The sequence below is a fragment of the Micromonospora sp. WMMD708 genome, from assembly GCF_049315245.1.
Taxonomy (GTDB): domain Bacteria; phylum Actinomycetota; class Actinomycetes; order Mycobacteriales; family Micromonosporaceae; genus Micromonospora; species Micromonospora wenchangensis.
Genome location: NZ_CP186060.1, coordinates 6,144,822 through 6,166,808 on the forward strand (window position 1 = coordinate 6,144,822; position 21,987 = coordinate 6,166,808).

The 21,987-nt window shown below is 73.2% G+C and carries 23 protein-coding genes; 11 read left to right on the forward strand and 12 right to left on the reverse strand.

Annotation, left to right across the window (positions count from 1 at the left end; genetic code table 11):
• Positions 1-1,926 (forward strand): ABC transporter ATP-binding protein, encoded by a 1,926-nt coding sequence (locus tag ACN260_RS27095; RefSeq protein WP_422753661.1) that lies wholly within the window; start codon positions 1-3, stop codon positions 1,924-1,926.
• 3 nt (positions 1,927-1,929) lie between these two features.
• A complete protein-coding gene (locus tag ACN260_RS27100) occupies positions 1,930-3,717 on the forward strand; it encodes an ABC transporter ATP-binding protein (RefSeq protein ID WP_422753662.1) in 1,788 nt (595 codons plus the stop codon).
• Here ACN260_RS27100 and ACN260_RS27105 read toward each other — a convergent pair.
• On the reverse strand, positions 3,708-3,992 hold the full coding sequence (locus tag ACN260_RS27105; protein WP_422753663.1) for a hypothetical protein: 285 nt from the start codon (positions 3,990-3,992) through the stop codon (positions 3,708-3,710). The two genes, ACN260_RS27100 and ACN260_RS27105, sit on opposite strands and share 10 nt — an antisense overlap.
• 423 nt (positions 3,993-4,415) lie before the next feature.
• Here ACN260_RS27105 and ACN260_RS27110 point away from each other — a divergent pair, with 423 nt between their 5' ends.
• The 5 genes from ACN260_RS27110 to ACN260_RS27130 all read left to right on the forward strand — a co-directional run bounded on the left by ACN260_RS27110 (position 4,416) and on the right by ACN260_RS27130 (position 7,789).
• Positions 4,416-4,607, forward strand: coding sequence for a hypothetical protein (locus ACN260_RS27110; RefSeq protein WP_204925832.1), 192 nt, complete (start codon positions 4,416-4,418; stop codon positions 4,605-4,607).
• Positions 4,608-4,666: 59 nt separating this feature from the next.
• A complete protein-coding gene (locus ACN260_RS27115; protein ID WP_194821874.1) occupies positions 4,667-4,861 on the forward strand; it encodes an AlpA family phage regulatory protein in 195 nt (64 codons plus the stop codon).
• A 68-nt stretch (positions 4,862-4,929) separates the two neighbouring features.
• The gene (locus ACN260_RS27120) at positions 4,930-5,586 is read left to right on the forward strand and encodes an HAD family hydrolase (protein ID WP_421485155.1); all 657 of its coding nucleotides are present in this window, start codon (positions 4,930-4,932) and stop codon (positions 5,584-5,586) included.
• A 42-nt stretch (positions 5,587-5,628) separates the two neighbouring features.
• Positions 5,629-6,765, forward strand: a complete 1,137-nt coding sequence (locus tag ACN260_RS27125; RefSeq protein WP_422753664.1) for a glutathione-independent formaldehyde dehydrogenase — start codon at positions 5,629-5,631, stop codon at positions 6,763-6,765.
• Positions 6,766-6,775: 10 nt separating this feature from the next.
• Positions 6,776-7,789, forward strand: coding sequence for an NADPH:quinone reductase (locus tag ACN260_RS27130; RefSeq protein WP_422753665.1), 1,014 nt, complete (start codon positions 6,776-6,778; stop codon positions 7,787-7,789).
• A 204-nt stretch (positions 7,790-7,993) separates the two neighbouring features.
• On the opposite strand, the gene ACN260_RS27135 is transcribed toward ACN260_RS27130, so the two are convergent.
• Positions 7,994-9,643, reverse strand: coding sequence for a fatty acid--CoA ligase (locus tag ACN260_RS27135; protein ID WP_422753666.1), 1,650 nt, complete (start codon positions 9,641-9,643; stop codon positions 7,994-7,996).
• 84 nt (positions 9,644-9,727) lie between these two features.
• Here ACN260_RS27135 and ACN260_RS27140 point away from each other — a divergent pair, with 84 nt between their 5' ends.
• On the forward strand, positions 9,728-10,219 hold the full coding sequence (locus ACN260_RS27140) for an NUDIX domain-containing protein (RefSeq protein ID WP_145917586.1): 492 nt from the start codon (positions 9,728-9,730) through the stop codon (positions 10,217-10,219).
• A 191-nt stretch (positions 10,220-10,410) separates the two neighbouring features.
• Here the strand turns inward: ACN260_RS27140 and ACN260_RS27145 are convergent, their stop codons facing one another.
• Together ACN260_RS27145 and ACN260_RS27150 are read right to left on the reverse strand one after the other, a co-directional pair.
• Positions 10,411-12,084 (reverse strand): MDR family MFS transporter, encoded by a 1,674-nt coding sequence (locus ACN260_RS27145; protein WP_422753667.1) that lies wholly within the window; start codon positions 12,082-12,084, stop codon positions 10,411-10,413.
• 110 nt (positions 12,085-12,194) lie between these two features.
• Entirely contained in the window at positions 12,195-12,743 is a 549-nt protein-coding gene (locus ACN260_RS27150; protein ID WP_422753668.1) for a type 1 glutamine amidotransferase domain-containing protein, read from the reverse strand.
• Between the two features lie 122 nt (positions 12,744-12,865).
• On the opposite strand from ACN260_RS27150, the gene rfaE2 reads away from it, so the two are divergent.
• The gene (rfaE2, locus tag ACN260_RS27155; protein ID WP_422753669.1) at positions 12,866-14,758 is read left to right on the forward strand and encodes a D-glycero-beta-D-manno-heptose 1-phosphate adenylyltransferase; all 1,893 of its coding nucleotides are present in this window, start codon (positions 12,866-12,868) and stop codon (positions 14,756-14,758) included.
• Positions 14,755-15,627 carry a glycosyltransferase family 2 protein gene (locus tag ACN260_RS27160; RefSeq protein WP_422753670.1) on the forward strand — a complete coding sequence of 291 codons (873 nt, stop codon included), beginning with the start codon at positions 14,755-14,757 and terminating at the stop codon, positions 15,625-15,627. Before rfaE2 ends, ACN260_RS27160 begins: the two co-directional genes overlap by 4 nt.
• 125 nt (positions 15,628-15,752) lie before the next feature.
• Here the strand turns inward: ACN260_RS27160 and ACN260_RS27165 are convergent, their stop codons facing one another.
• From ACN260_RS27165 to ACN260_RS27175, 3 genes are read right to left on the reverse strand one after another with little or no spacing between them, the layout of a single operon-like run.
• Entirely contained in the window at positions 15,753-16,880 is a 1,128-nt protein-coding gene (locus ACN260_RS27165) for a glycosyltransferase family 9 protein (RefSeq protein ID WP_422753671.1), read from the reverse strand.
• Between the two features lie 8 nt (positions 16,881-16,888).
• Complete coding sequence (locus ACN260_RS27170) at positions 16,889-17,374, reverse strand: Hsp20/alpha crystallin family protein (protein ID WP_422756842.1); 486 nt, start codon at positions 17,372-17,374, stop codon at positions 16,889-16,891.
• A 50-nt stretch (positions 17,375-17,424) separates the two neighbouring features.
• On the reverse strand, positions 17,425-17,931 hold the full coding sequence (locus ACN260_RS27175) for a DUF2231 domain-containing protein (RefSeq protein WP_422753672.1): 507 nt from the start codon (positions 17,929-17,931) through the stop codon (positions 17,425-17,427).
• A gap of 150 nt (positions 17,932-18,081) precedes the next feature.
• Here ACN260_RS27175 and ACN260_RS27180 point away from each other — a divergent pair, with 150 nt between their 5' ends.
• A complete protein-coding gene (locus ACN260_RS27180) occupies positions 18,082-18,702 on the forward strand; it encodes a pyridoxamine 5'-phosphate oxidase family protein (RefSeq protein ID WP_422753673.1) in 621 nt (206 codons plus the stop codon).
• A 22-nt stretch (positions 18,703-18,724) separates the two neighbouring features.
• Here ACN260_RS27180 and ACN260_RS27185 read toward each other — a convergent pair whose 3' ends face one another.
• The 5 genes from ACN260_RS27185 to ACN260_RS27205 all read right to left on the reverse strand — a co-directional run bounded on the left by ACN260_RS27185 (position 18,725) and on the right by ACN260_RS27205 (position 21,986).
• Positions 18,725-19,312 carry an HAD family hydrolase gene (locus ACN260_RS27185; protein WP_422753674.1) on the reverse strand — a complete coding sequence of 196 codons (588 nt, stop codon included), beginning with the start codon at positions 19,310-19,312 and terminating at the stop codon, positions 18,725-18,727.
• A gap of 149 nt (positions 19,313-19,461) precedes the next feature.
• A complete protein-coding gene (locus ACN260_RS27190) occupies positions 19,462-19,614 on the reverse strand; it encodes a hypothetical protein (protein WP_168222372.1) in 153 nt (50 codons plus the stop codon).
• A 228-nt stretch (positions 19,615-19,842) separates the two neighbouring features.
• Entirely contained in the window at positions 19,843-20,604 is a 762-nt protein-coding gene (locus ACN260_RS27195; protein ID WP_422753675.1) for an ABC transporter permease, read from the reverse strand.
• Between the two features lie 2 nt (positions 20,605-20,606).
• Positions 20,607-21,368, reverse strand: a complete 762-nt coding sequence (locus tag ACN260_RS27200; RefSeq protein ID WP_422753676.1) for an ABC transporter ATP-binding protein — start codon at positions 21,366-21,368, stop codon at positions 20,607-20,609.
• A 312-nt stretch (positions 21,369-21,680) separates the two neighbouring features.
• Positions 21,681-21,986, reverse strand: coding sequence for a DUF1048 domain-containing protein (locus ACN260_RS27205; RefSeq protein ID WP_422753677.1), 306 nt, complete (start codon positions 21,984-21,986; stop codon positions 21,681-21,683).
• Position 21,987 lies beyond the last annotated feature (1 nt).

A 21,987-nucleotide genomic window follows, 5' to 3' on the forward strand; every position in this document is an offset into this window, starting at 1 on the left:
ATGACCGCCTCCCCCTCCGGCGTCGGGCAGTGGCGTGCGGCCGCCGCCGCCCGGCTGCGCATCGCCCGGCAGTGGCCCGCCGCGGGGGCCGGGTGGAGTGCCGTCGCGCTGGCACTCAGCGTGTCCCGGGGGGTGCTGCCGGTGGTCTTCGCGGTCGCCGTCAGCACCACCGTCGGCCGGATCGGCCCGGTGCTGCACGGCACCGCCGCACCGGCCGGGGTGTGGTGGCCGCTGGCCGTCGCCGGGGCGGCGCTGATCGCGGCGCAACTCGCGGAGGCGGCGCAGAAGGCCGTCGCCGAGCAGCTCAGCCGCCGTGTCGACGGGCACATGTACCGGCGGCTCATCCAGGCGTCACTGTCGACCCGGGAGATCACCCCGCTGGAGGACCCGGCGGTGCTGGACGAGCTGGGCGAGGCCGGGCACGAGCTGCGGTTCGCGTTCCGCACCCCGGGTGCCGCGTACGCCGGGTTGATCGCCCTCGTCGGGCCGTACACCCAGGTCGCCGGATTCACGGTGGTGGTGGCGGTGGTGCTGGGGCCGTGGGCGGCGGCGGTCATGCTGGCGGTGGTGCTGCTGTTCCGGCACGGCCAGCGCGGCGGATTGCGCCGCTACGCCCTGGTCATCCGCGACGTGGCGGCCCTGCGCCGGGAGAGCCGCTACCTGCGGGGGCTGGCGATGGGTCCGGCCGCCGCCAAGGAGCTGCGGGTCTTCGGGCTCACCGGCTGGCTGACCGAACGCTACCGGCAGGTCTACCGCCGGGCCCTGGCCCCCGTCTGGGCCGAGCGCCGCCGGATCTACCTGCGGCCGTACCTGGCGTACACGGCGGTGGGGCTGGTCGGTGTGGCGGCCGTGCTGGCGCTGGCCGGGGTGCGTGCCGCCGACGGGGCGTACGACCTGGCCGCGCTGGCGCTGGTGTTGCAGGCGGTGCTGGCCCTGATCCGGCTGGGCGAGTTCTACCCGGACTCCGACACCCAGACCCAGTACGGCATGAACGCCGAGACCGCCATCACCGCGTTCGAGCAGGCCATGGCCCGCTACCCGGAACCCGCCGACCGGGGCCGTGCCGGGCCACCCGCCACCGCCGCCCCGGCCATCGACTTCGCCGGGGTGCGCTTCGGCTATCCGGGCTCTGCCACTCCGGTGGTCGACGGTCTGGACCTGCACATCCCCGCCGGACGCTGCACCGCCCTGGTCGGGGTGAACGGCGCGGGCAAGACGACCCTGGTGAAACTGCTGGCCCGGCTCTACTCGCCGGACGCCGGTGCGGTACGCGCCGACGGCGTCGACCTCGCCGACCTGCCGGCGCGGGACTGGCAGCGGCGGATCGCCGTGGTGTTCCAGGACTTCGTCCGCTACGAGCTGTCGGTGGCGGCCAACATCGGGTTCGGCGCGGTGGAACATCTCGACGACCGGGCCGGCATCCGTCGGGCGGCGGAGGCGGCGGGGCTGCTCGACACCCTCGACGCGCTGCCGGACGGCCTGGACACGCTGCTGTCGCGCGCGTACGACGGCGGGGTCGACCTGTCCGGCGGGCAGTGGCAGCGCATCGCCATCGCCCGTGCCCTGTTCGCGCTCTACCACGGCAGTACGGTGCTGGTGCTGGACGAGCCCACGGCGGCGCTGGACGTACGGGCGGAGGCCGAGTTCTTCGCCCGGTTCGCCGAGCTGACCCGGGGCCGCACGACGGTGCTCATCTCGCACCGGCTGTCCAGTGTCCGGCTGGCCGACCGGATCGTCCTGCTCGACGGGGGGCGGGTCGTCGAGCAGGGCAGCCACGACGAGCTGATGGCGGCGGGCGGCCGGTACGCGACGATGTTCACCCTCCAGGCGGAGCGGTTCGCCGAGGACGACGCGGACCGGGACACCGGCGGGGCCGACCGGGAGACCGACGAGGGCGCCGGGCCGCTGGCGCAGCGGGTGGGCTGAGCGATGCTGCGGGCGATCACCGGGCTGCTGCGGCTGTCGTGGCGGCAGGACCGGCGCAAGATGGCCGTGGCGCTGGCGTTGATGGCGGGCAACGCGGTGGCGGTGCCGGCGAGCGCGGTGGCGCTCAAGCACCTCACGAACGCGGCGGCGGCCGGCCGGGCCGGGGCGGCGGCCTGGGCCGGGCTGGCCGTCGCGGTGGCCGCGATCGCGGCGCTGACCTGCGCGCACTTCGCCCACATCGGGTACTTCGAGGTGTCCGAGCTCAACGTGCTCAGCACCGACGAGCAGCTCATCGAGATCAGTAACGGCACCCCGTACCTCGACCACCACGAGCGGCCGGAGCACGCCGACCGGATGGCGTTGGCCCAGGACGAGCTGCAACGCATCGGCGAGGGCCTCCAGGCGCTGCTGACCGGGGGGTCGCTGGCGGTCGGCCTGCTGCTGACCACCGTGCTGCTCACCCTGACCCATCCGGCGCTGGTGCTGCTGCCCCTGCTGGCCGCGCTGCCGGTGCTGGCCGGTCGCCGGGCCGAGGCCGCCGCCGACCGGGCCCGCGCGGACAGCGTCGTCGACACCCGGCAGGCCCGGCACCTGTTCGAGCTGACCACCACGGCGGCCTCGGCCAAGGAGCTGCGCCTGCTGGGCCTGGTGGGGCATCTCCAGCAGCGCTACGCCACGCACTGGCAGCGGGCCACCGCCCGGCTGTGGCGCGGCGAGCTGGCCGCCGGTCTGTGGCGGGCCGCCGGGCAGGCAGTGTTCGCCCTCGGGTACGTCGCCGCCCTGGTCCTGGTCGTCCGGGACGCCGTACGCGGCCGGGCGGACGTCGGCGACGTGGTGTTGGCGATCATGCTCGCCTCGCAGCTCAACCACCAGGTCGCCGCCGCCGTGACGATCACCCAGCAGTTGGCGCGCAGCGGCCGGTCCCTGCAACGCCTGGACGAGGTGCGTGAGCTGGTGCCGACGCCGGTCACCCCGCCCGACGCGCCCGCCACGCCGCTGCTTCCGCCCGCGCGTCTGCTGGAGGGCATCCGGCTGCGGCAGGTGACCTTCACCTACCCGGGCGCGGCGGAACCGGTGCTGCGCGACGTCGACCTGCTGCTGCCCGCCGGCAGCACCGTGGCGGTGGTGGGCGAGAACGGCGCGGGCAAGACCACGCTGGTCAAGCTGCTCAACCGGTTCTACGAGCCCGACCGGGGTGCGATCCTGGTCGACGGGGTCGACCTGCGGCACCTCGACCTGGCCGCCTGGCGGGCGCGGACCACCGCCGCGTTCCAGGACTACGCGCGACCGGAGCTGACCGCCCGGCTGGCGGTCGGTATCGGGGACCTGCCCCGGGCCACCGACGACGACGCGGTCCGCACCGGCCTGGCCCGCGCGCACAGCGAGGTCGCCGACAGGCTGCCGTACGGGCTGGACACCCGGCTGGGGCGCAGCCACGCCGACGGCGGGGTGGACGCCTCCGGCGGGCAGTGGCAGCAGTTGGCGCTCGGCCGGGCGATGATGCGCGACGCCCCGCTGCTGATGGTGCTGGACGAGCCGGCGTCGGCGCTGGACGCCGAGGCCGAACACCGGTTGTTCGCCAGGTACGCCGACGGGGCGGCCCGGGTCGCCGCCGACAGCGGCGGGGTGACGGTGTTCGTGTCGCACCGGTTCTCGACGGTCCGCACCGCCGACCTGATCATCGTGATCGGCGACGGCGGGGTACGCGAGGTGGGCACCCACGACGAGCTGATCCGCCTCGGCGGCGTCTACGCCGCCCTCTACGGCACCCAGGCCGCCGCCTACCGCTGAGTTCGGGGCCGCACGGTCGAGCCGGACCGCCGCTGCTGCCCGACCGGAACGGGGGCGGTCCGTCGGTGGACGACCAACCCCGCCGGCCGTACGAAGATCGACCGTCGGGCCACCGCGTCGCCCTTGTCGTCCAGTTGGTAGACATCGAGCCAGCACCACCCGTCGTAGGTGATCCAGTCCAGCACCCGGATGACCCGGCACCGGATGGGCTTGACGAACTGCACGCTGGCAGCCCGGCCCACCTGGATCAGGTCACCCGCGCGGAGTGTGGTCATCGCAGGTCCCTCACCCGCCGCCTCAGCACCTCGGGTCTGATCACGACCCACCACCCGGCCATCGCCTTCGGTTGATCACCAATCGGCGGTTCGACTGGTTGGTCCTGGGCAGCCAACCGAGGAATCTGCGGTGGAGAGCGCCGGCCGGAGCCCAGCCCATGTCGTGTGTGGCGGACACCAGATGCGCGCCCATGTAGAGGGCGAGGGACGCAGGAGCGCGGTCGAACTCCGCGAGCAGTTCCCGGCGGCGGGTGGGACACGGCCAGGGCGAATTACACCCGGCACACGTCCAGACAGGCATAACAGGTCCGTGGCTCGTCATCGGTCCACCACATCACAAGGAGTTGTACGAGGGCAACCCCTTAGGGGATTGCCTTGCCCACTACTCCCTAATGCAAGTCCGCCAGACCATAGCGTCAGGTCGTGGAGTTGCTCGGGCTGGATGAGATCCGCGACCTGCTTGGCGGGATCAGCAAGCAGCGCGCCACGATCATCGTGGGCCGCAAGGGCTTCCCCGATCCCCTGGTCACCCTGAAGATGGGTCGCGTCTGGGATGGCAAGGCCGTCCGGGCCTGGATCGCCACGAACCGCCCCAGTCCCGCCGACGAGGACTGACCCCGCCGGGGCCACCACACTTCTCCGTACAAGACATGGACCGAGGGCCGGGCGACTTGATGGGGCCCTACGAGATCGCCCAACGCCTGGGCGTCTCCCGGTCGCGGTTTCAGCAGATCGCGAACCGGCGCACCTTCCCGAGGCCGTACCGGGAGCTGCGTGGCATGAAGGTGTGGTTGACCGAGGACGTCGAAGAGTGGATCAGGGAACACCGCCGCCCCACGCCGCCAGCGGACGAGGACGACCAGAACTGACCCAGCCGGGGCCACCACACGCCGACACCGGGCGACCGCAGTCGGGCGGGGTCGGGGAGGATGGGGCGGTGACGGTGGATGCGGTGGTGTTCGACCTGGACGGCGTGATCGTGGACTCGGAGCCGGTCTGGGAGGAGGTGCGCCGGGCGTACGTGGCGGCGCGGGGCGGCACCTGGCAGCCCGACACCCAGCGGCGGCTGATGGGGATGAGCACCGGCGAGTGGGCCGAGTACCTCAGCGGTGAGCTGGGCGTCGACCGCAGCGCCGAGCAGGTCGCCGTGGACGTGGTCGAGGAGATGGCCCGGCGGTACGCGGTGCGCGTACCGCTGATCGACGACGCCGACCTGGTGGTGCGCCGGCTGGCCGCGCGGTGGCCGCTGGGGCTGGCCAGTTCCTCGCCGACCCGGCTGATCGCGGCGGCGCTGACCGCCGCGGACCTCACCGCCGAGTTCCGGGTGACCCTGTCGACCGAGCGGACCGCCCGGGGCAAGCCCGCGCCCGACGTGTACCTGGCCGTCGCCGAGCGGCTCGGGGTCGACCCGGCCCGGTGTGCCGCCGTGGAGGACTCCTCCAACGGGGTCCGCTCGGCCGCCGCCGCCGGGATGCGGGTGATCGCGGTGCCGCACGGGTCGTACCCGCTGGACCCGGACGCGGCGGAGCTGGCCGCGACGGTGCTCTCCTCGGTGCACGACCTCACCCCGGAGGTGGTGGACCGGCTCGGCTGAAACCGCCTCCGCGACCCGGCCGCGCCGCCTAGCGTCGGACCCATGAGAGCTGTGGTTTACCAGGGGCCGCACGAGGTGACGGTCGAACAGGTCGAGGACCCGCGCATCGAACACCCCGACGACGTCGTCGTGCAGATCACCACGACCGCGATCTGCGGCTCTGACCTGCACATGTACGAGGGGCGCACGCTCGCCGAGCCGGGCATCGTCTTCGGCCACGAGAACATGGGCACGGTGGTCGAGGCCGGCACCGGGGTACGCGGGATCAGGGTCGGCGACCGGGTGTCGATGCCGTTCAACGTGGCGTGCGGGTTCTGCCGCAACTGCCGGGAGCAGAAGACCGGCTTCTGCCTCACCGTCAACCCCGGCTTCGCCGGTGGCGCGTACGGCTACGTGGCGATGGGGCCGTACCGGGGCGGGCAGGCGGAGTACCTGCGGGTGCCGTTCGCCGACTTCAACTGCCTCAAGCTGCCGCCCGGCACCGAGCACGAGAACGACTACGCGATGCTCGCCGACATCTTCCCCACCGGCTACCACGGGGTGGCGATGACCGGGCTACGGCCGGGCGAGAACATCACCGTGATGGGTGGCGGGCCGGTCGGGCTGATGGCCGCGTACTCGGCGGTCCTGATGGGTGCCGCCGAGGTGTTCCTGGTGGACAAGGTGCCGGACCGGCTGCGGCTGGCCGAGTCGATCGGGGCGACCCCGATCGACTTCTCGGCCGGGGACCCGGTCGCCCAGATCCTCGACCGGACCGACGGGGTGGGCACCGACCACGGGGTGGACGCGGTCGGCTACCAGGCCACCGGGTCCGGTGGCGCGGAGCAGCCGGCGGCGGTGCTGAACAGCCTGGTCGAGGTGGTCCGGGCGACCGGCGCGATCGGCGTGGTCGGCCTCTACCTGGCCAACGACCCGGGTGCGCCGGACGAGCACTCCGGCAAGGGTGAGCTGCTGTTCAAGATGGGCAAGCTGTTCGAGAAGGGCCTGCGGATGGGCACCGGGCAGGCCAACGTGAAGACCTACAACGAGTACCTGCGAAACCTGATCATGGCGGGGCGGGCCACGCCGAGTTTCGTGGTGAGCAAGGAGTTGCCGCTGGACGCGGCGCCGGACGCGTACCAGCGTTTCGACCGCCGCGAGGCGGGCTACTCGAAGGTGGTGCTCAAACCGGCGGCCTGAGGGAGACGGCATGCAGACGATCGTGTACGAACGCACCGGTGACCCGTCGGTGCTCCGGCTGGTCGACCGGCCGGTGCCCGAGCCGGGCCCGGGTGAGGTGCTGGTGCGGCTGGCGGTGGCCGGGGTGAACCCGACCGACTGGAAGAGCCGGCGGCAGCAGCCGCTACCGGTCGGCTGGCAGACCCCGGGGCAGGACGGGGCGGGCGTGGTGGAGTCGGTCGGCGCGGGGGTCGACCAGGGTCTGACCGGGGAACGCGTGTGGGTCTGGGAGGCCGCCTGGCAGCGCCCGTGGGGTACGGCCGCCGAGTACACGGTGGTGCCGGTCCGGCAGGTGGTGCCGCTCGGGGACGCCTCCTTCGAGCTGGGGGCCTGCCTGGGCATCCCGTTCCTCACCGCGCACCGCTGCCTGACCGTCGGGGAGTACATGCCGGACACCCTGCACGCCGGGGCGCTCAGTGACCATGTGGTGCTGGTGCAGGGCGGGGCGGGGGCGGTGGGCAACGCGGCGATCCAGCTGGCCCGCTGGGCCGACGCCTGCGTCATCGCGACGGTGAGCAGCCCGGAGAAGGCGCAGCTCGCGGCGGCGGCCGGAGCCTCCTTCGTGATCAACTACCGGGAGCAGGACGTGGTCGAGGAGGTCCGCAAGGTCTCGCCCGACGGGGTGCACACGATCGTCGAGGTCTCCGCCGCCCGCAACGCGGCCACCGACGTGCAGGTGCTGCGGCCCGGCGGGGCGGTCTGCGTCTACGCCGACGACGGTGGCGGCGAGGTTACCCTGCCGATCCGGCCGTTGATGGCCCCGAACGCCCGCTGGCAGTTCGTGCTGGTCTACACCGCGCCGAAGGCGGCCAAGGCGCAGGCGGTGACCGATGTGGCCGCGGCGGTCGCCCAGGGTGCGGTACGGGTGGGCGCGGAGGCCGGCCTGCCGCTGCACCGCTTCGGCTTGGCGCAGGCCGCCGACGCGCACCGGGCGGTGGAGGACGCGGTGGTGGGGAAGGTGCTGCTGGACACCGCCGAACAGTAGATCCGGACAACGCCGACCGGTAAATCTGAGGACATTTCGCAATCGCCCGGACAGACGCGAGTAATTCTCGCAACAATGACATGGCGGGTCACCCCGCGAGGAGGGGCGGCCCCGGCGCGGTGCGAACGCCGGGGCCGCCCCGTGGGGAGGGATGTTTCAGGAGTGACGTCCCTACCCCTATCGGCGACGGAGCGCCGAAAAGTGTTACGGCCCCGCCAGCTCCCGCACCTCCAGGTCACCGGCGGCGTACCGCGAACGCACCACCTTCTTGTCGAACTTGCCCACGCTGGTCCTGGGCACCGCGTCGATGACCGCCCAGCGTTCCGGCAGCTGCCAGTGTGCCACCGAACCGGCGAGGAACGCACGGAGCTGCTCCACACTGGTCGACGCGCCCTCGCGGACCACGACGGTGGCCAGTGGACGCTCACCCCAGCGCTGGTCGGGCACCCCCACCACGCAGGCCTCCTGCACGTCCGGGTGGGCCATCAACGCGTTCTCCAGCTCCACCGAGGAGATCCACTCCCCACCGGACTTGATCACGTCCTTGGCCCGGTCGGTGAGGGTGATGAACCCGTCCGGCGAGAGCGTGCCCACGTCACCCGTACGCAGCCAGCCGTCGCGGAACTTCTCCGGGTCTCCGGCGTCGTCGCCGACGTACCGGGCGGTCACCCACGGGCCGCGTACCTCCAGCTCCCCCACGGACGTCCCGTCGGCGGGCAGCGGCTCGCCCAGCGGACCGACGATCCGGGCCGCCACCCCGGCCGGCACCCGCCCCTGCGTGTAGCGGTAGCGCCAGGCGTCGTCGCCGGTCACCCCGGCCGGCGCCCGGGACACCGACCCCAGTGGGGACATCTCGGTCATTCCCCACGCGTGGATCACCTCGATGCCGTGCCGTTCGGCGAACGCGTGCATCAGCGCGGGTGGGCAGGCCGAGCCGCCGACGATCACCTCCTTGAGCGACGAGGTGTCCACGTCGTTGGCGTCCAGGTGGGCCAGCAGGTCGTTCCAGATGGTCGGCACCGCGCCGGCCAGGGTGGGCCGCTCGGTGGCGATCATCTCGGCGATCGGCGCGGCCTGGAGGAACCGGTCCGGCATGATCAGCGACGCGCCGGACAGGAACGCCGCGTACGGCAGCCCCCAGGACATCGCGTGGAACATCGGTACGATGGCCAGCTCCCGGTCGCCCGGCCCGAGCCCGAACCCCTCCGGCAGGCACACCTGCAACGAGTGCAGGTAGATCGACCGGTGCGAGTAGGCGACGCCCTTGGGGTGACCGGTGGTGCCGGAGGTGTAGCAGAGCGCGGCGGCGTCCCGCTCGTCGACCTCGGGCCAGTCGTAGTGCTCGGGCCGGCCGGCCAGCAGCTCGTCCCAGTGGTGGAAGGTGACCCGGTCACCGGCGACGGCCCGCAGCGGCCCGGGGTCACCCCCGCCGACCACCACCACGTGCCGCACCGTGGTCAGCTCGCCGAGCACCCGGGCCAGCAGCGGGATCAACGTCGAGTCGACGAGCACCACCCGGTCCTGGGCGTGGTTGGCGATGTAGACGACCTGGTCGGGAAAGAGCCTGATGTTCAGGGTGTGCAGCACCGCGCCCATGCTCGGCACGGCGAAGTACGCCACCAGGTGCTCGGTGTTGTTCCACATGAAGGTGGCGACCCGCTCGTCGCCGGTCACCCCGCACTCGTCGCGCAACGCGTGGGCCAGCCGGGCCGCCGTCCGCCCCACCTCGGCGTACGACATCCGGCGCGGCTCGGCCCCCGTCCAGGTGACCACCTCCGCCGTGCCGTGCACGGTGGCACCGTGTTCGAGGATCCGGGCGACCTGCAGCGGGGCGTCCATCATCGTGCTACGCATGGGTGACAAGCTAGTGTCGCCGGTCACACGTTGGGAACCCCCGGAACGCCGGACCATCCCCCGACCGGTGCGTAGGTTGTCCGGGTGAGTATCTCCTGGGCCGACTCGTACGTGGGACAGCTACGCGCCCTGGCCGGTGACCGGACGCTGATGTTCGTCGGTGCCCGGGCCGTGGTGCGCGACGACGACGGGCGGGTGCTGCTGATCCGCCGCTCGGACAACGGCCAGTGGGCGCTGCCGGCGGGCGCGATGGAACTCGGCGAGTCGATCGCCGACTGCGCGGTGCGGGAGGTACGCGAGGAGACCGGCCTGCGCGCCCTGCGGGTCAGCGCCTTCGCCCTCTACACCGGCCCGGACCGCACCCACACCAACATGTACGGCCACACCTACCAGATCTTCACCACCGCGTTCCGGGTCGACGAGTGGGACGGCGAGCTGGCCCGGGTCACCGACGAGACGACCGACGCCGCCTTCCTGCACCCGCACGAGTTCCCCGCCCCGCTCTCCCTCTCGGTCCCGGAAACCCTCGCCGACCTCGACGTCTTCACCCAGACCAACCGCCTCATCCTGAAGTAGCCCCCGACCCGGGTCGACCTCCCCGCTGAGTGCCCGCCTCCCGCCGCCACCCGACTCCGCCGCCCTTTTCGCCCCTTTTCCCTCCGGTGATCAAGAGGTTTGCGTCAGAAATCGCGCGGAGGCTGACGCAAACCTCTTGATCACCGGGGCGGGGCGGGCGGGGCCGTGCCGGCCGGGCCGGCCCGGGCCGGTCAGAGCATGGTTTGGGATTTGGCGTTGAGGTCGGCGGCGGCTTCCTCCCTGGACTCCCGGGTCAGGGGCTTGCCGCCGGGGGCGGGGGCCTTGCCGCCGAGCGGGTCGGTGCCACCGGTCGCGCCCTGCGGGCCGGCACCCCGGAGCTGGTCGTTCGGCAGGGCCAGGGTGACCAGCACGGCGAGCAGCGCGATCAGGCCGGTGGTCAGGAACACCAGGTGCAGCGCGTCGACGAAGGACGCCTGGATGGCCGCCCGGACCGGACCGGGCAGGGCCAGGATCGTCGCCGGGTCGTTGATCGAGATGTTCGTGCCGCTGCCCGCCACCGCGGCCCGCTGCTCGGGCGGGAGCTGGGCGATCGCGCCGGGCAGCCGGTCGGCCAGGCCACCGGCGAGCCGGGAGGAGAGCACCGCGCCCAGGATGGCCACCCCGAACGAGCCGCCCAGCGACCGGAAGAACGTCGCCGAGGACGTCGCCGCGCCCAGGTTGCGCACGTCCACCGCGTTCTGCACGCCGAGGATGAGCGACTGCATGCACAGGCCCAGCCCCACGCCGATCACCACCATGTAGCCGAACGCCGCCCAGAGCGAGCTGTCCACCTGGAGCCGGGTGAACAGCAGCATGCCGGCGACCAGCACCACCGAACCGGCCACCGGGAACCACTTGTACCTGCCGATCCGGCTCATCGCCCGGCCGGTCACGATCGAGGTGACGATGATGCCGGCCATCATCGGCAGCATCAGCAGGCCGCTGCGGGTGGGCGAGGCGCCCTTGACGATCTGGAGGTAGAGCGGGATGAAGATGATCGACCCGAACATCACCAGGCCGAGCACGAAGCCCGCCGAGTTGGCCAGCGCGAACGTCGCCGAGCGGAACAGCCCCAGCGGCAGGATCGGCTCGCCGACCCGGGCCTCCTGGAGCACGAACGCCACCCCGAGCACCGCGCCCGCCACGAACAGCCCGACGATCGTCGCCGAACCCCAGGCGTACGAGTTGCCGCCCCAGCTCAGCGCCAGCAGCAGCGCGCTCACCCCGGCGACCAGCAGCGCCGCGCCCAGCCAGTCCACGGTGTGCTCCCGCCGCTCGAACGGGATCAACCGCAGCACGTGGTAGCAGACCACGATCGCCAGCAGCGCCAGCGGCACGTTCAGATAGAAGATCCACCGCCAGTTGGTCTCGGCGAAGTAGCCGCCGACCAGTGGCCCGGCCACCGAGGAGACGCCGAAGACCGCCCCGAACAGCCCCTGGTAGCGACCACGCTCCCGGGGCGAAACCACGTCCGAGATGATGGTGAACGCCAGCGTCATCAGGCCACCCGCGCCGATGCCCTGCACGCCCCGGGTGACGATCAGCTGGGTCATGTCCTGCGACAGGCCGGCCAGCAGCGAGCCGAGCAGGAACGTGCCGATCGAGAAGAGGAAGACCGGGCGGCGGCCGTACAGGTCGGCCATCTTGCCGTAGAGCGGGGTGGAGGCGGTCGAGGCGAGCAGGTAGGCGGTCACCACCCACGAGTAGTGGTCGATCCCGCCCAGCTCGCCGACGATGGTGGGCAACGCCGTACCGACGATGGTCTGGTCCAGCGCGGCCAGCAGCATTCCGGTCATCAGGCCGAACATCAACAGGCGGAGCTGGCGGGCCTGGAGCACCGGCTGGCCGTGGGTCTGGGCGGTCATCCCGCCTTCTTTCCCGCTCCCCCGCGAACATGCCTGAACACCGGGGAAACCTGACCCGACCGGACACCGACGGGCACGCGGGCGGACCCCGCGTGCCCGTCGGGTACGGCTCAGCCACCCGAGGCGAACCGGTCGACGATCGCGGCGCAGAACGCCGGCAGGTCGTCGGGATTGCGGCTGCTGACCAGGTTGCCGTCGGTCACCACCTGCTCGTCGACCCAGGTCGCGCCGGCGTTGGTCAGGTCGGTACGCAGGCTCGGCCAACTGGTGATCCGGCGGCCCGCCACTACGCCCGCCTCGACCAGCGTCCACGGGCCGTGGCAGATCACCCCGACCGGCTTGCCGGCGGCGAAGAACGCCTTCACGAACCGGACCGCGTCCGGGTCGGTACGCAGGAAGTCCGGGTTGGCCACCCCGCCGGGCAGCACCAGCGCGTCGTAGCCGTCGGCGTCCGCGTCGGCCGCCGTCACCGCCACGTCGTACGTCTTGGCCTGGTCGAGGTGGTTGAAGGCCTGGATGGTGCCGGGCTTGAGCGACACCAGCTCGGCGGTCGCGCCCGCCTTCTCGACCGCCTCGCGCGGCTGCACGTACTCGACCTCCTCCACGCCGTCGGTGGCGAGGAACGCGATCCGCTTGCCCTGCAATGTCGTGGCTGCCATGTCGGTTTTCCCCTCTCCGGATACCTCTGGTCGGTTCCCGGGGCGCGGGGTGCGAAACGTGACCCCGGTCGCCGGCCGGGGCGGAGGGTTTGGCCAGGTCAGGTCGGGGGACCCCGGTGGGCATGGCAGGAGCAGCAGCGGAACAGCGCCGGCTCGCCACCGTCGTGGAGAGCTGGCGGGAACGCGCCGTCCTCGTCGTCGGCGACGCCATGCTCGACGAGTGGCGCTTCGCCGAGTCGGAGCGGCTGTGCCGGGAGGCCCCCGCGCCGATCCTCACCCTGCGCCGACGGATCACCGCCGCCGGTGGGGCCGCGAACACGGCGGTCAACATCGCCACCCTCGGCGGGCGGGCCCTGCTCGTCGCCCCGGTCGGCGCGGACGTGGCCGGCGACGAGCTGCACGACTGCCTGGACCGGGCCGGCGTCTGGGACCGTACGGTGAGCGAACCGCACCGGCCGACGCCGGTGAAACGCCGGATGCTCGCCGGAAACCAGATCCTGCTCCGCGAGGACTCCGGCGACCCGGACGACGCACTCGACGACGACGGGATCGGCCGGCTGCTCACCGCCCTGAGCTGCGCCACCGAGGAGCTGCGGGCGGTGGCCGGTGGGGTCGCCCCCACCCTGGTGGTCTGCGACTACGGCCTGGGCGCGCTGCCCGCCCCGGTCCGCGCCTGGCTGGTCGCCCACCGGCACCGGTACGCCACCGTAGCCTTGGACGCCCACGACCTCGCCGACTGGCGGGGGCTGAACCCGACGGTGGTCACCCCCAGTTTCGCCGAGGCGACCCGGCTGCTGGCCCGCGCCGCCGCCGGCTTCGGCGCACCGCCCGCCCCGACCCGTACCGGCGGCACCGGCCTGCATCTGGACCACCCGCCCAACGACCCGGCGGACGGGCCGTCGGAGCTGGTCGTGGGCACCGCCCCGGGCGGCGTCGGCCGGGCACCGACCGGCCCGACGGGGGAGCCGACCCCGGGCGAGGGTCGGGTCGCGATGACCGGGGACGGGTTGAGCGTGACCGGGGCCGGGGTGACCGTCAACGCCACCGTCGGCGAGGGGGTCGACCGGGCCGGGCTGGCCCGGGCGCGACTGGCCGAGCTGCGGGCGCACACCGGCGCGGACGTCGTCGCGGTGACCCTGGACACCGAGGGCGCCATCGTCGGTGGCCCGGACGGCGCGCCCCGGCGCAGCCACAGCACCCCCGTCCCGGCCAGTCACGCCGTCGGCGCGGGCGACGCGTACCTGGCGGCGATGACCCTCGCGCTGGCCGCCGGGGCACCGCTGCCGACCGCCGCCCAACTGGCCCAGCTCGCCGCCACCATCACCGTCTCGGACACCGGCACCTGCGTGTGCCGGCGGGAGGACCTGCTCGACGCGCTCGGTGGCACGTCCGGCGGCGGCACCCATCCGACGCTCGTCGGCACCGGGGAGCTGGACGCGATCGTCACCGACCACCGGCGGGCCGGCCGGTCCGTGGTGTTCACCAACGGCTGCTTCGACGTGCTGCACCCCGGCCACGTGCGTTACCTGGAACAGGCCCGCGCGCTCGGTGACCTGCTGGTGGTGGCGGTCAACTCCGACTCCAGCGTCCGGCGGCTCAAGGGGGCCGACCGGCCGGTCAACCCGGTGGAGGACCGGATCGCCCTGCTCGCCGCGCTGTCCTGCGTGGACCACGTGGTGGTCTTCGAGGAGGACTCGCCGGCCGACCTGATCGAGGCGGTCCGCCCCGACGTGTACGTCAAGGGCGGCGACTACCCGCCGGAGATGGTCCCCGAGGCACCCCTGGTACGCCGGCTCGGCGGCCAGGTGCGCACCCTCGGCTACGTGCCGGACCGGTCCACCTCGGCGATCATCGACCGGATCCGCGCCCAGGCCGCCGTCGGCCCGACCGCCGGCCGGGCCACCGCCGCCGACCGGCCCGACACGGTGCCGTCCGGCATGGATCGGCAGACCGCACCCGCGCCGGACCCGGCCGCCCCGACCCCGACCGCCGAGCACCTGGGTAGGACCACGTGAACCGACCGCTCGACCTCGGCTCGGCCGGGGAGTTCCGCCGACCCCGTCGGCTCGACGTGCTGATCCCCACCCGCAACCGGCCGGCCGAACTGGCGGTCACCCTGGCCGGGCTGGCCGCCCAGGTCGAGGTCCCCGACTTCGGGGTGGTGGTCAGCGACCAGTCCGACCACGACCCGGCGTACGCGCACCCGGCGGCGGCCACCATGGTCCGGGCGTTGCGCCACCGGGGGCACCCGGTGCTGCTCACCCGCCGGCTGCCCCGGCGCGGGCTGGCCGAACACCGGGCGTACCTGCTGGACCGGTCGGTGGCCCGGTACGTGCTCTGCCTCGACGACGACGTCTGGCTCGAACCGGGCACCCTGGACCGGCTGGTCACCGCGATCGGGGAGCTGGGCTGCGGGTTCGTCGGCAACGCGGTGCACGGCCTGTCGTACGCCGACGACGTCCGCCCCGAGACGCACCGGCACTACGAGGAGTGGGACGGGCCGGTGGTGCCGGAACGGGTCCGCCCCGACACCCCGCAGTGGCAGCGGGCCGCCATCCATCCGGCCGCGAACCTGCTGCACGTCCAGCAGAAGCTGGGCCTGCCGGCGGGGGCGTGGCGGGCGTACAAGGTCTCCTGGATCGGCGGTTGCGTGCTCTACGACCGGGCGGCGCTGGTCGACGCGGGCGGCTTCGGGTTCTGGCGGCGGGTGCCGGAGAACCACCAGGGCGAGGACGTCGCCGCCCAGCTCGCGGTGCTGGCCCGGTACGGCGGCGCGGGTGTGCTGCCCAGCGGCGCGTACCACCTGGAGTCGCCGACCACGGTGACCGACCGTGACGTCGAGGCGTGGGAGATCGTCGTCGCCGACACCCCGCAGCCGGCCTGATCCGGCCACCGACCCGCCGGGGTCGCCCCGGCCCGGGACCGCCGACCGGCCCTGTCCGGCCAGGGCCGTGGACCGGCGTGACCGCCCAGGGGGCCGTGGACCGGCGTGACCACCGGCTGAGGCCGTCAGCCGGCGGCGCTGCCCGGGTCGGGGCGGAGCAGGTCGGCGGCGGCTTCGAGCACCTCGGCCACCGGCACGTCGGCGACGAACGAGTCCCGGTGCGGGCAGTTGCCGTCGCCGGGCCGGTGCGGATAGATCCCGGGCGTGCAGTCGACCCCGCAGACCGGGCAGCGCGTCGTCCAGGCGGCGATCGGGCGGTGCCGGGCGCGCAACGGCGTCGCCCCGTTGATCATGTTGCCGACCCAGTAGACGCCCACCGTCGGGGCCCCCACCGCGCCGGCCAGGTGCAGCGGGCCGGTGTCGTTGGAGACCACCAGCGCGCATCCGGCGTACGCGGCGGCCAGCCCGCCGAGGCTGAGCGTGCCGACCTGTGGCCGGACCGGCACCCCGGCCGCCGCGACCACCTCGTCCACCACCGCCCGCTCGGTGGGGGTGCCGGTGACCAGCACCTCGTACCCGTCGTCGTGCAGCGCCCGGGCCACCTCGGCGAACCGCCCCGCCGGCCAGCGCCGCCGGGTGTCGGTGGCCCCCGGGTGCAGCGCCACCCGCGCCCGCTCCGGTTCGCCCAGCACCGCCCGCGCCTGTGCCCGGTCCGCGTCGGTCACCGCGAGTGTCGGTACGACGGTGACCGCGTCCGCCCCGACCAGACCCACCACCTCCAGGTAGCGGGTCACCTCGGGCTGGTAGTAGACGTAGCGCAGCCAGCGGTCCAGCGGTGGGGCGTCCTCGGCGCGCAACCCGGCGGTGACCCGGGCCCCCAGCCGGCTCATGACCGGGTTCGAGTTGGCCCCGCCGCCGTGCACCTGCAACGCCAGGTCGTAGCCCTCCCGGGCGGCGGCGGCCAGGAAGTCGTCGAGCGATCCGGGCGGCTCGTCGGGGCCGGGCTCGCGGATGCCGGGGGCCGGCGGGACGACCAGCACCCGGTCGACCGGGCCGGGCCGGTCCCGCCAGAACGCCGCGTGCCACGGCGCGCCGAACAGCACGATCTCCGCCGCCGGGTACGCCGCCCGCAGCGAGTCCAGGGCGGGCAGCAGGAAGATGAGGTCGCCGAGCGCGTTGGCCCGCAGCACGGCGATGCGGGTCACGTCGGGCACCCGCTCCCCCAGCGGGCCACCCAGGGCGGGACTGGTCATCGGGGGTCCTACGGCCGGTCGAGCGGGTCGACGGCGGTGTCCGGGTGGTGCAGTTCCCGATCCGCCGCCGGGTCCGAGACTGTGGGCGTACCGGTGCGGGTGGGACCGGGCGGGTAGCCGGCGCGGCCGACGGTGATGGTGCGCGGCGCGGGCCGGGCCGCCCGGGGCAGGTGGACCCGGAGCAGGCCGTGGTCCATCACCGCGTCGATGGTGTCGGGGTCGACCCGGGACGGCAGATCCACCCGGTATTCGAAGCCCCGGGTCTCGAACCCGCCGGGGATGCCCTGGTCGGCGTTGACCTCGGCCTCGGACCGGGCCCGGACGCAGAGTTCCCGGTCGTCGAGTTCGACGGCGACCTCCTCCGGCGCCACCCCGGGCAGCCGGACGACCACCTGCCAGCCGTCGGCGACCTCGGTCAGCTCGACGTCAGGCGACGCGCCCCGGCCGCCGACCAGCCGGCTCAGCTCGGCCCGCAGCGCCTGGAGCTCGCCCATCGGATCCCAGCCCTGCTGGCGGCTGCGCCAGCCCCGGCCCGGCTGCTCGCTCACCGCACCTCCCCCACCGGTCGACCGGTCGCGGCGGGCCGCAGCGAGCTGGGTGCGTCCAGGCCGGCGTCGGCGTCGACGCCCACCCCCAACCGGTCGACCAGTTCCCCACCGAGCCACGCGCTGACACCGAGGATGGCCAGGCCGACCACCTCGATGGCGATCAGCGCGCCACCGGCCGCCCGGGATCCGGCGTTCAACCGGACCGCCCAGACGGCCGCGAAGAGCAGGATCACCGCGACGTTCGCCGCCGCGTGGGTGAGCGCCACCCGCTTGGCCCGAGTGCCGGCCGGGATGGCCAGCAGGTCGAACGCGCCGGCCCCCGCGGCCAGCAGGCCACCGACCAGGCCGACGGTGATGTTCCAGTACGCCACCTCGGCGAGGAAGTCGGGCCCGCCGACGGTGTCCACGATGTCGAAGAGGGTGCCGGTGACCAGCAGCGCCACCGGGAACATCACCAGCATCGGGTGCACCGGGTGCCCGAGCACCTTCAGTCGGCTCTCCATGGCGGCCCCTTCACTGCGTCGTCGCGGACGGGCGGAGCCGGTGCCCGCCGCCGTCCGGGGCGGACCCGCTCGCCACGCCCGCCTAGGCTGGCGTACGGCGGCCGGTGTGCCACCGCCCGCCACCGGGACCAACGGACGGGGGAGGCGGACGTGACGGCGGAGATCACCTCGCACGAGGAGTTACGCGCGCTGCTGGGGGCACCGATGCCCCGCGCGGCGGCCAAGGAACGCACCGTGCTGCACGAGCGGGACCGGCAGTGGCTGGCCGCGTCGCCGTTCTGCCTGGTCGCCACGGCCGGCGCGGACGGCAGCTGCGACGTCTCGCCCAAGGGCGACCCGGCCGGCTTCGCGCTGGTGCTCGACGACCGGACGATCGCCATTCCGGAGCGGCCGGGCAACCGGCGGGCCGACGGCTACCGCAACATCCTCGACAACCCGCACGTCGGGCTGATCTTCCTGATCCCGGGCCGGACGGACACCCTGCGGATCAACGGCCGGGCGAAGCTGGTGCGCGACGCGCCCTACTTCGACGACATGCTGGTCAAGGGGCACCGGCCGGTCCTCGCCGTCGAGGTGGCCGTCGAGCAGATCTTCTACCACTGCGCGAAGGCGTTCCTCCGCTCCGAGCTGTGGCAGCCGGAGACCTGGCAGCCGGACGCGCTCCCGTCGCGGGCCCGGCTGATCAAGGAGGTGGAGACGCCGGCCGAGAGCCTGGCCGACCTGGAGCACTACTACGGCCCGGCGTACGCGGAGAAGCTCTACCGGGGGTGACGGCTCCCGGCCCGGCCGGGGTTCAGCGCTGCCAGGGCGGCGGGACCCGTACCGAGGCCATACCCGCCGCCGTCGCCGCCGCGACCCCCAGGTCGGTGTCCTCGAACACCAGGCACCGCTCCGGCGGTACGTCGAGCAGCCGCGCCGCCATCAGGTAGCACTCCGGGTCCGGCTTGGCCCGCACGTAGTCCTCGGCGCAGACCAGCACGTCGAACCGGTCGAGCAGGTCGAGCGCGGTCAGCGAGGCGGTCACCGACTCCCGGGTGCTGCCGGACACCACGGCGAACGGCACCTGCCGGTGCGCCCGTTCGATGTGCGCCAGCACCCCCGGCACGGCGGTGAGCTGCGGCAGGAAGCTCTGGTAGGCGTCCTCCCGGCGACGGGCCACCACGTCGACGGGCATCGCCAGCCCGTGCCGCGCGTTGAGGTCGACGACGATGTCGGCGACCGGCCGGCCACCCCAGGCGTAGAACAGGTCCTCCGGCAGGTCACAGCCCCACTCGTCGAGCGCCGCCCGCCAGGCCAGGTGGTGCACCGGCATGGAGTCGACGATGGTGCCGTCGCAGTCGAAGAGGTAGGCCCGGAAGTCGCCGGGCGGCAGGGGCAGCACGGGCCCAGGATAGCCACGGCGGGAACGTGCCTCCGGTGGCCGGCGCTCCTGCGGGCCGCGTGATGGCCGGCACTCCGTCGGGCGGGGTGCCGGCGGCGCTCGGCCGGGCGGCGTGTGGCCGGCGCTCCGCCTGGCGGCGTGGAGGGCGGTCAGCGGTCCGGGTCGGTGCGGGTCAGGTCGCGCAGCGCGTCCTGCGGGGCGGCGCGGCGCAGGTAGTCGCGGCGCATCCGGCGGCGGTCGCGCCGGCACCGGCCGCACGCCCAGGGCAGCGGCCACCACCGGCCACAGAAGGCACATCTCATCGAGGGGTCCCATCCTCGCATGCGTACGGTAGCCGACTGCTGACCTTAGCCGTACCAGACAATGGGCATCGACCGGTGCCGTTGCGGCGGCTCCGGGTGCCGACGTCGCCTCCCGTCCCGCCGACCCACACCGGGACGGAGAGCCCAGGTCGGGTGACCTGGGCTCTCCCACCGGACCGCCGGACGGGGTCGGGACGTCGACCGCGTGCGGGCGGGCAGGCCCCGGGTTCAGGCGATCCTGCGGCGGTAGGCGACCATCGCGAACGCGTAGGCGACGACGAGGATCGCCGAGCACCAGGCGAGCGCGATCCAGATGTCGTTGCCGACCGGCTGTTGCCCGAACAGTGCCCGGATGGCGTCGACGATCGCGGTGACCGGCTGGTTCTCGGCGAAGGCCCGCAGTGGGCCGGGCATCGTCGCGGTGGGGACGAACGCCGAACTGACGAACGGCAGGAAGACCAGCGGGTACGAGAAGGCGGACGCCCCGTCCGGGGTGGACGCGGTCAGGCCGGGGATCACCGCGAGCCAGGTCAACGCGAGTGTGAACAGCGTGAGCACGCCCGCCACGGCGAGCCAGGCCAGCAGCCCGGCGGAGGAGCGGAAGCCGATCACCACTCCGACGCCGATGATGACCGCCACGGAGATCGCGTTGGACACCAGCGAGGTCAGCACGTGCCCCCACAGCACCGACGATCGGGCGATCGGCATCGAGTGGAACCGCTCGAAGATGCCGCTCTTCATGTCCATGAACAGCCGGAATCCCGTGTACGAGATGCCGCTGGCGATCGCGATCAGCAGGATGCCGGGCATCAGGTAGTTGGTGTAGTTGTCGGTGTCGGCCTGGATCGCGCCACCGAACACGAATCGGAACAGCAGCAGGAACGCGATCGGCATGATCGTGACGGTGATGATGGTGTCGAGGCTGCGGGTCACGTGCTTGATCGAGCGGTCGAGCATCACCGCGGTGTCACCGAGGACGTGTCTGGTCACGGTCAGGCCTGCTTTCCGACGACGGAGAGGAACACTTCCTCGAGGGTGGGCTGCTGTTCGACGTACTCGACCCTGGCTGGCGGCAGCAGTTTTCGCAGCTCCGCCAGGGTGCCGGAGACGATGATCGTGCCCTCGTGCAGGATCGCGATCCGGTCGGCGAGCTTCTCGGCCTCTTCCAGGTACTGCGTGGTCAGCAGCACCGTCGTCCCGCCGCCGGCGAGCTTCCGGATCTCGTGCCACACCTCGATCCGGCCCTCGGGATCGAGGCCGGTGGTCGGCTCGTCGAGGAAGATGACCGGAGGGTCACCGATGAGGCTCATCGCGATGTCGAGCCGGCGGCGCATGCCCCCCGAGTAGCTCCCGACGCGACGCCCGCCGGCGTCGGCCAGTCCGAACCGGTCGAGCAGGTCGTCGGCGGTCCCGCGCGGGTCGCCCACCCGGCGGAGCCGGCCCACCATGATCAGGTTCTCCCGGCCGGTCAGGATCTCGTCGACGGCGGCGAACTGCCCGGTCAGGCTGATCGATTCGCGTACCCGCAGCGGCTCGGACCCGACGTCGAAGCCGTGCACGCTCGCCGTACCGGCGTCCGGCCTGAGCAGGGTGGAAAGGATGCGTACGACAGTGGTCTTGCCGGCGCCGTTCGAGCCGAGCAGCGCGAAGATGCTGCCGCGCGCCACCTCGAAGTCGACGCCCCTGAGCACGGATAGTTTCTGGTAGGACTTGCGCAGTCCGTTGACCCGGATCGCCGGGCTGGCTGTCGCCATGTGCCGCCTCCTGTACGTGAGCGTGGGTCATCGCCGGACGGCGTCGTCGGCGCCGTCCGTGACGTGGGGACGTGGGTGACCGACGGACGGGCCGGCGGCTCGTCCGTGGCTGGTCAGGCGTGGATCAGATGTCGAGGTCCTCGATCGTCGGTTCGGGCACGGCGTCGGGAACCAGGGTGTGGAGTTCGGCCGGGACGATCCCGCGCAGCGCGTCCAGGTCGTCGGCGATGCGCGGGCCGGAGTCGGCGGGGATGCGGGTCCAGGGCCGGTCGGCGCTCCGGCCGCGCGTTGCCGGTCCGCTCCATCTCGGTGTTACCGGTCGCGGGACTCCTGGTAGATGTCCGCGAAGGTGCGCGAGTCCTTGATCAGTTCATCGCAGAAGGCCGCGACATCGGTGCCGGTGACCTCCAGGACGCCCTTGCCGGCCGCGACGCCCTCCTCGAAGAAGTCGACGATCCCCGGAAGCAGATCCCCGTCGAGCAGATCGGTCGGCCCGACCTTGAACAGGTAGCGCTGCATCTCCTGGTAGACGATCCGGTAGTCGGGCGGGAGGGCCTTGACCCGGGCGACGTGCGCCCGCCACTGCTTCTTGCCCTCGATGATGTCCCTGATGCTCACG

Excerpts from the sequence above, each read along its gene's own strand:
- ACN260_RS27130 (WP_422753665.1), top strand. The coding sequence starts at position 6,776 with ATGCAGACGATCGTGTACGAACGCACCGGTGACCCGTCGGTGCTCCGG.
- ACN260_RS27095 (WP_422753661.1), top strand. The coding sequence starts at position 1 with ATGACCGCCTCCCCCTCCGGCGTCGGGCAGTGGCGTGCGGCCGCCGCC.
- ACN260_RS27150 (WP_422753668.1), bottom strand. The coding sequence starts at position 12,743 with ATGGCAGCCACGACATTGCAGGGCAAGCGGATCGCGTTCCTCGCCACC.
- ACN260_RS27105 (WP_422753663.1), bottom strand. The coding sequence starts at position 3,992 with ATGACCACACTCCGCGCGGGTGACCTGATCCAGGTGGGCCGGGCTGCC.
- ACN260_RS27170 (WP_422756842.1), bottom strand. The coding sequence starts at position 17,374 with ATGGGCGAGCTCCAGGCGCTGCGGGCCGAGCTGAGCCGGCTGGTCGGC.
- ACN260_RS27165 (WP_422753671.1), bottom strand. The coding sequence starts at position 16,880 with ATGACCAGTCCCGCCCTGGGTGGCCCGCTGGGGGAGCGGGTGCCCGAC.
- ACN260_RS27145 (WP_422753667.1), bottom strand. The coding sequence starts at position 12,084 with ATGACCGCCCAGACCCACGGCCAGCCGGTGCTCCAGGCCCGCCAGCTC.
- ACN260_RS27200 (WP_422753676.1), bottom strand. The coding sequence starts at position 21,368 with ATGGCGACAGCCAGCCCGGCGATCCGGGTCAACGGACTGCGCAAGTCC.
- ACN260_RS27100 (WP_422753662.1), top strand. The coding sequence starts at position 1,930 with ATGCTGCGGGCGATCACCGGGCTGCTGCGGCTGTCGTGGCGGCAGGAC.
- ACN260_RS27125 (WP_422753664.1), top strand. The coding sequence starts at position 5,629 with ATGAGAGCTGTGGTTTACCAGGGGCCGCACGAGGTGACGGTCGAACAG.
- rfaE2 (WP_422753669.1), top strand. The coding sequence starts at position 12,866 with ATGGCAGGAGCAGCAGCGGAACAGCGCCGGCTCGCCACCGTCGTGGAG.
- ACN260_RS27115 (WP_194821874.1), top strand. The coding sequence starts at position 4,667 with ATGGGGCCCTACGAGATCGCCCAACGCCTGGGCGTCTCCCGGTCGCGG.
- ACN260_RS27175 (WP_422753672.1), bottom strand. The coding sequence starts at position 17,931 with ATGGAGAGCCGACTGAAGGTGCTCGGGCACCCGGTGCACCCGATGCTG.
- ACN260_RS27190 (WP_168222372.1), bottom strand. The coding sequence starts at position 19,614 with ATGAGATGTGCCTTCTGTGGCCGGTGGTGGCCGCTGCCCTGGGCGTGC.
- ACN260_RS27135 (WP_422753666.1), bottom strand. The coding sequence starts at position 9,643 with ATGCGTAGCACGATGATGGACGCCCCGCTGCAGGTCGCCCGGATCCTC.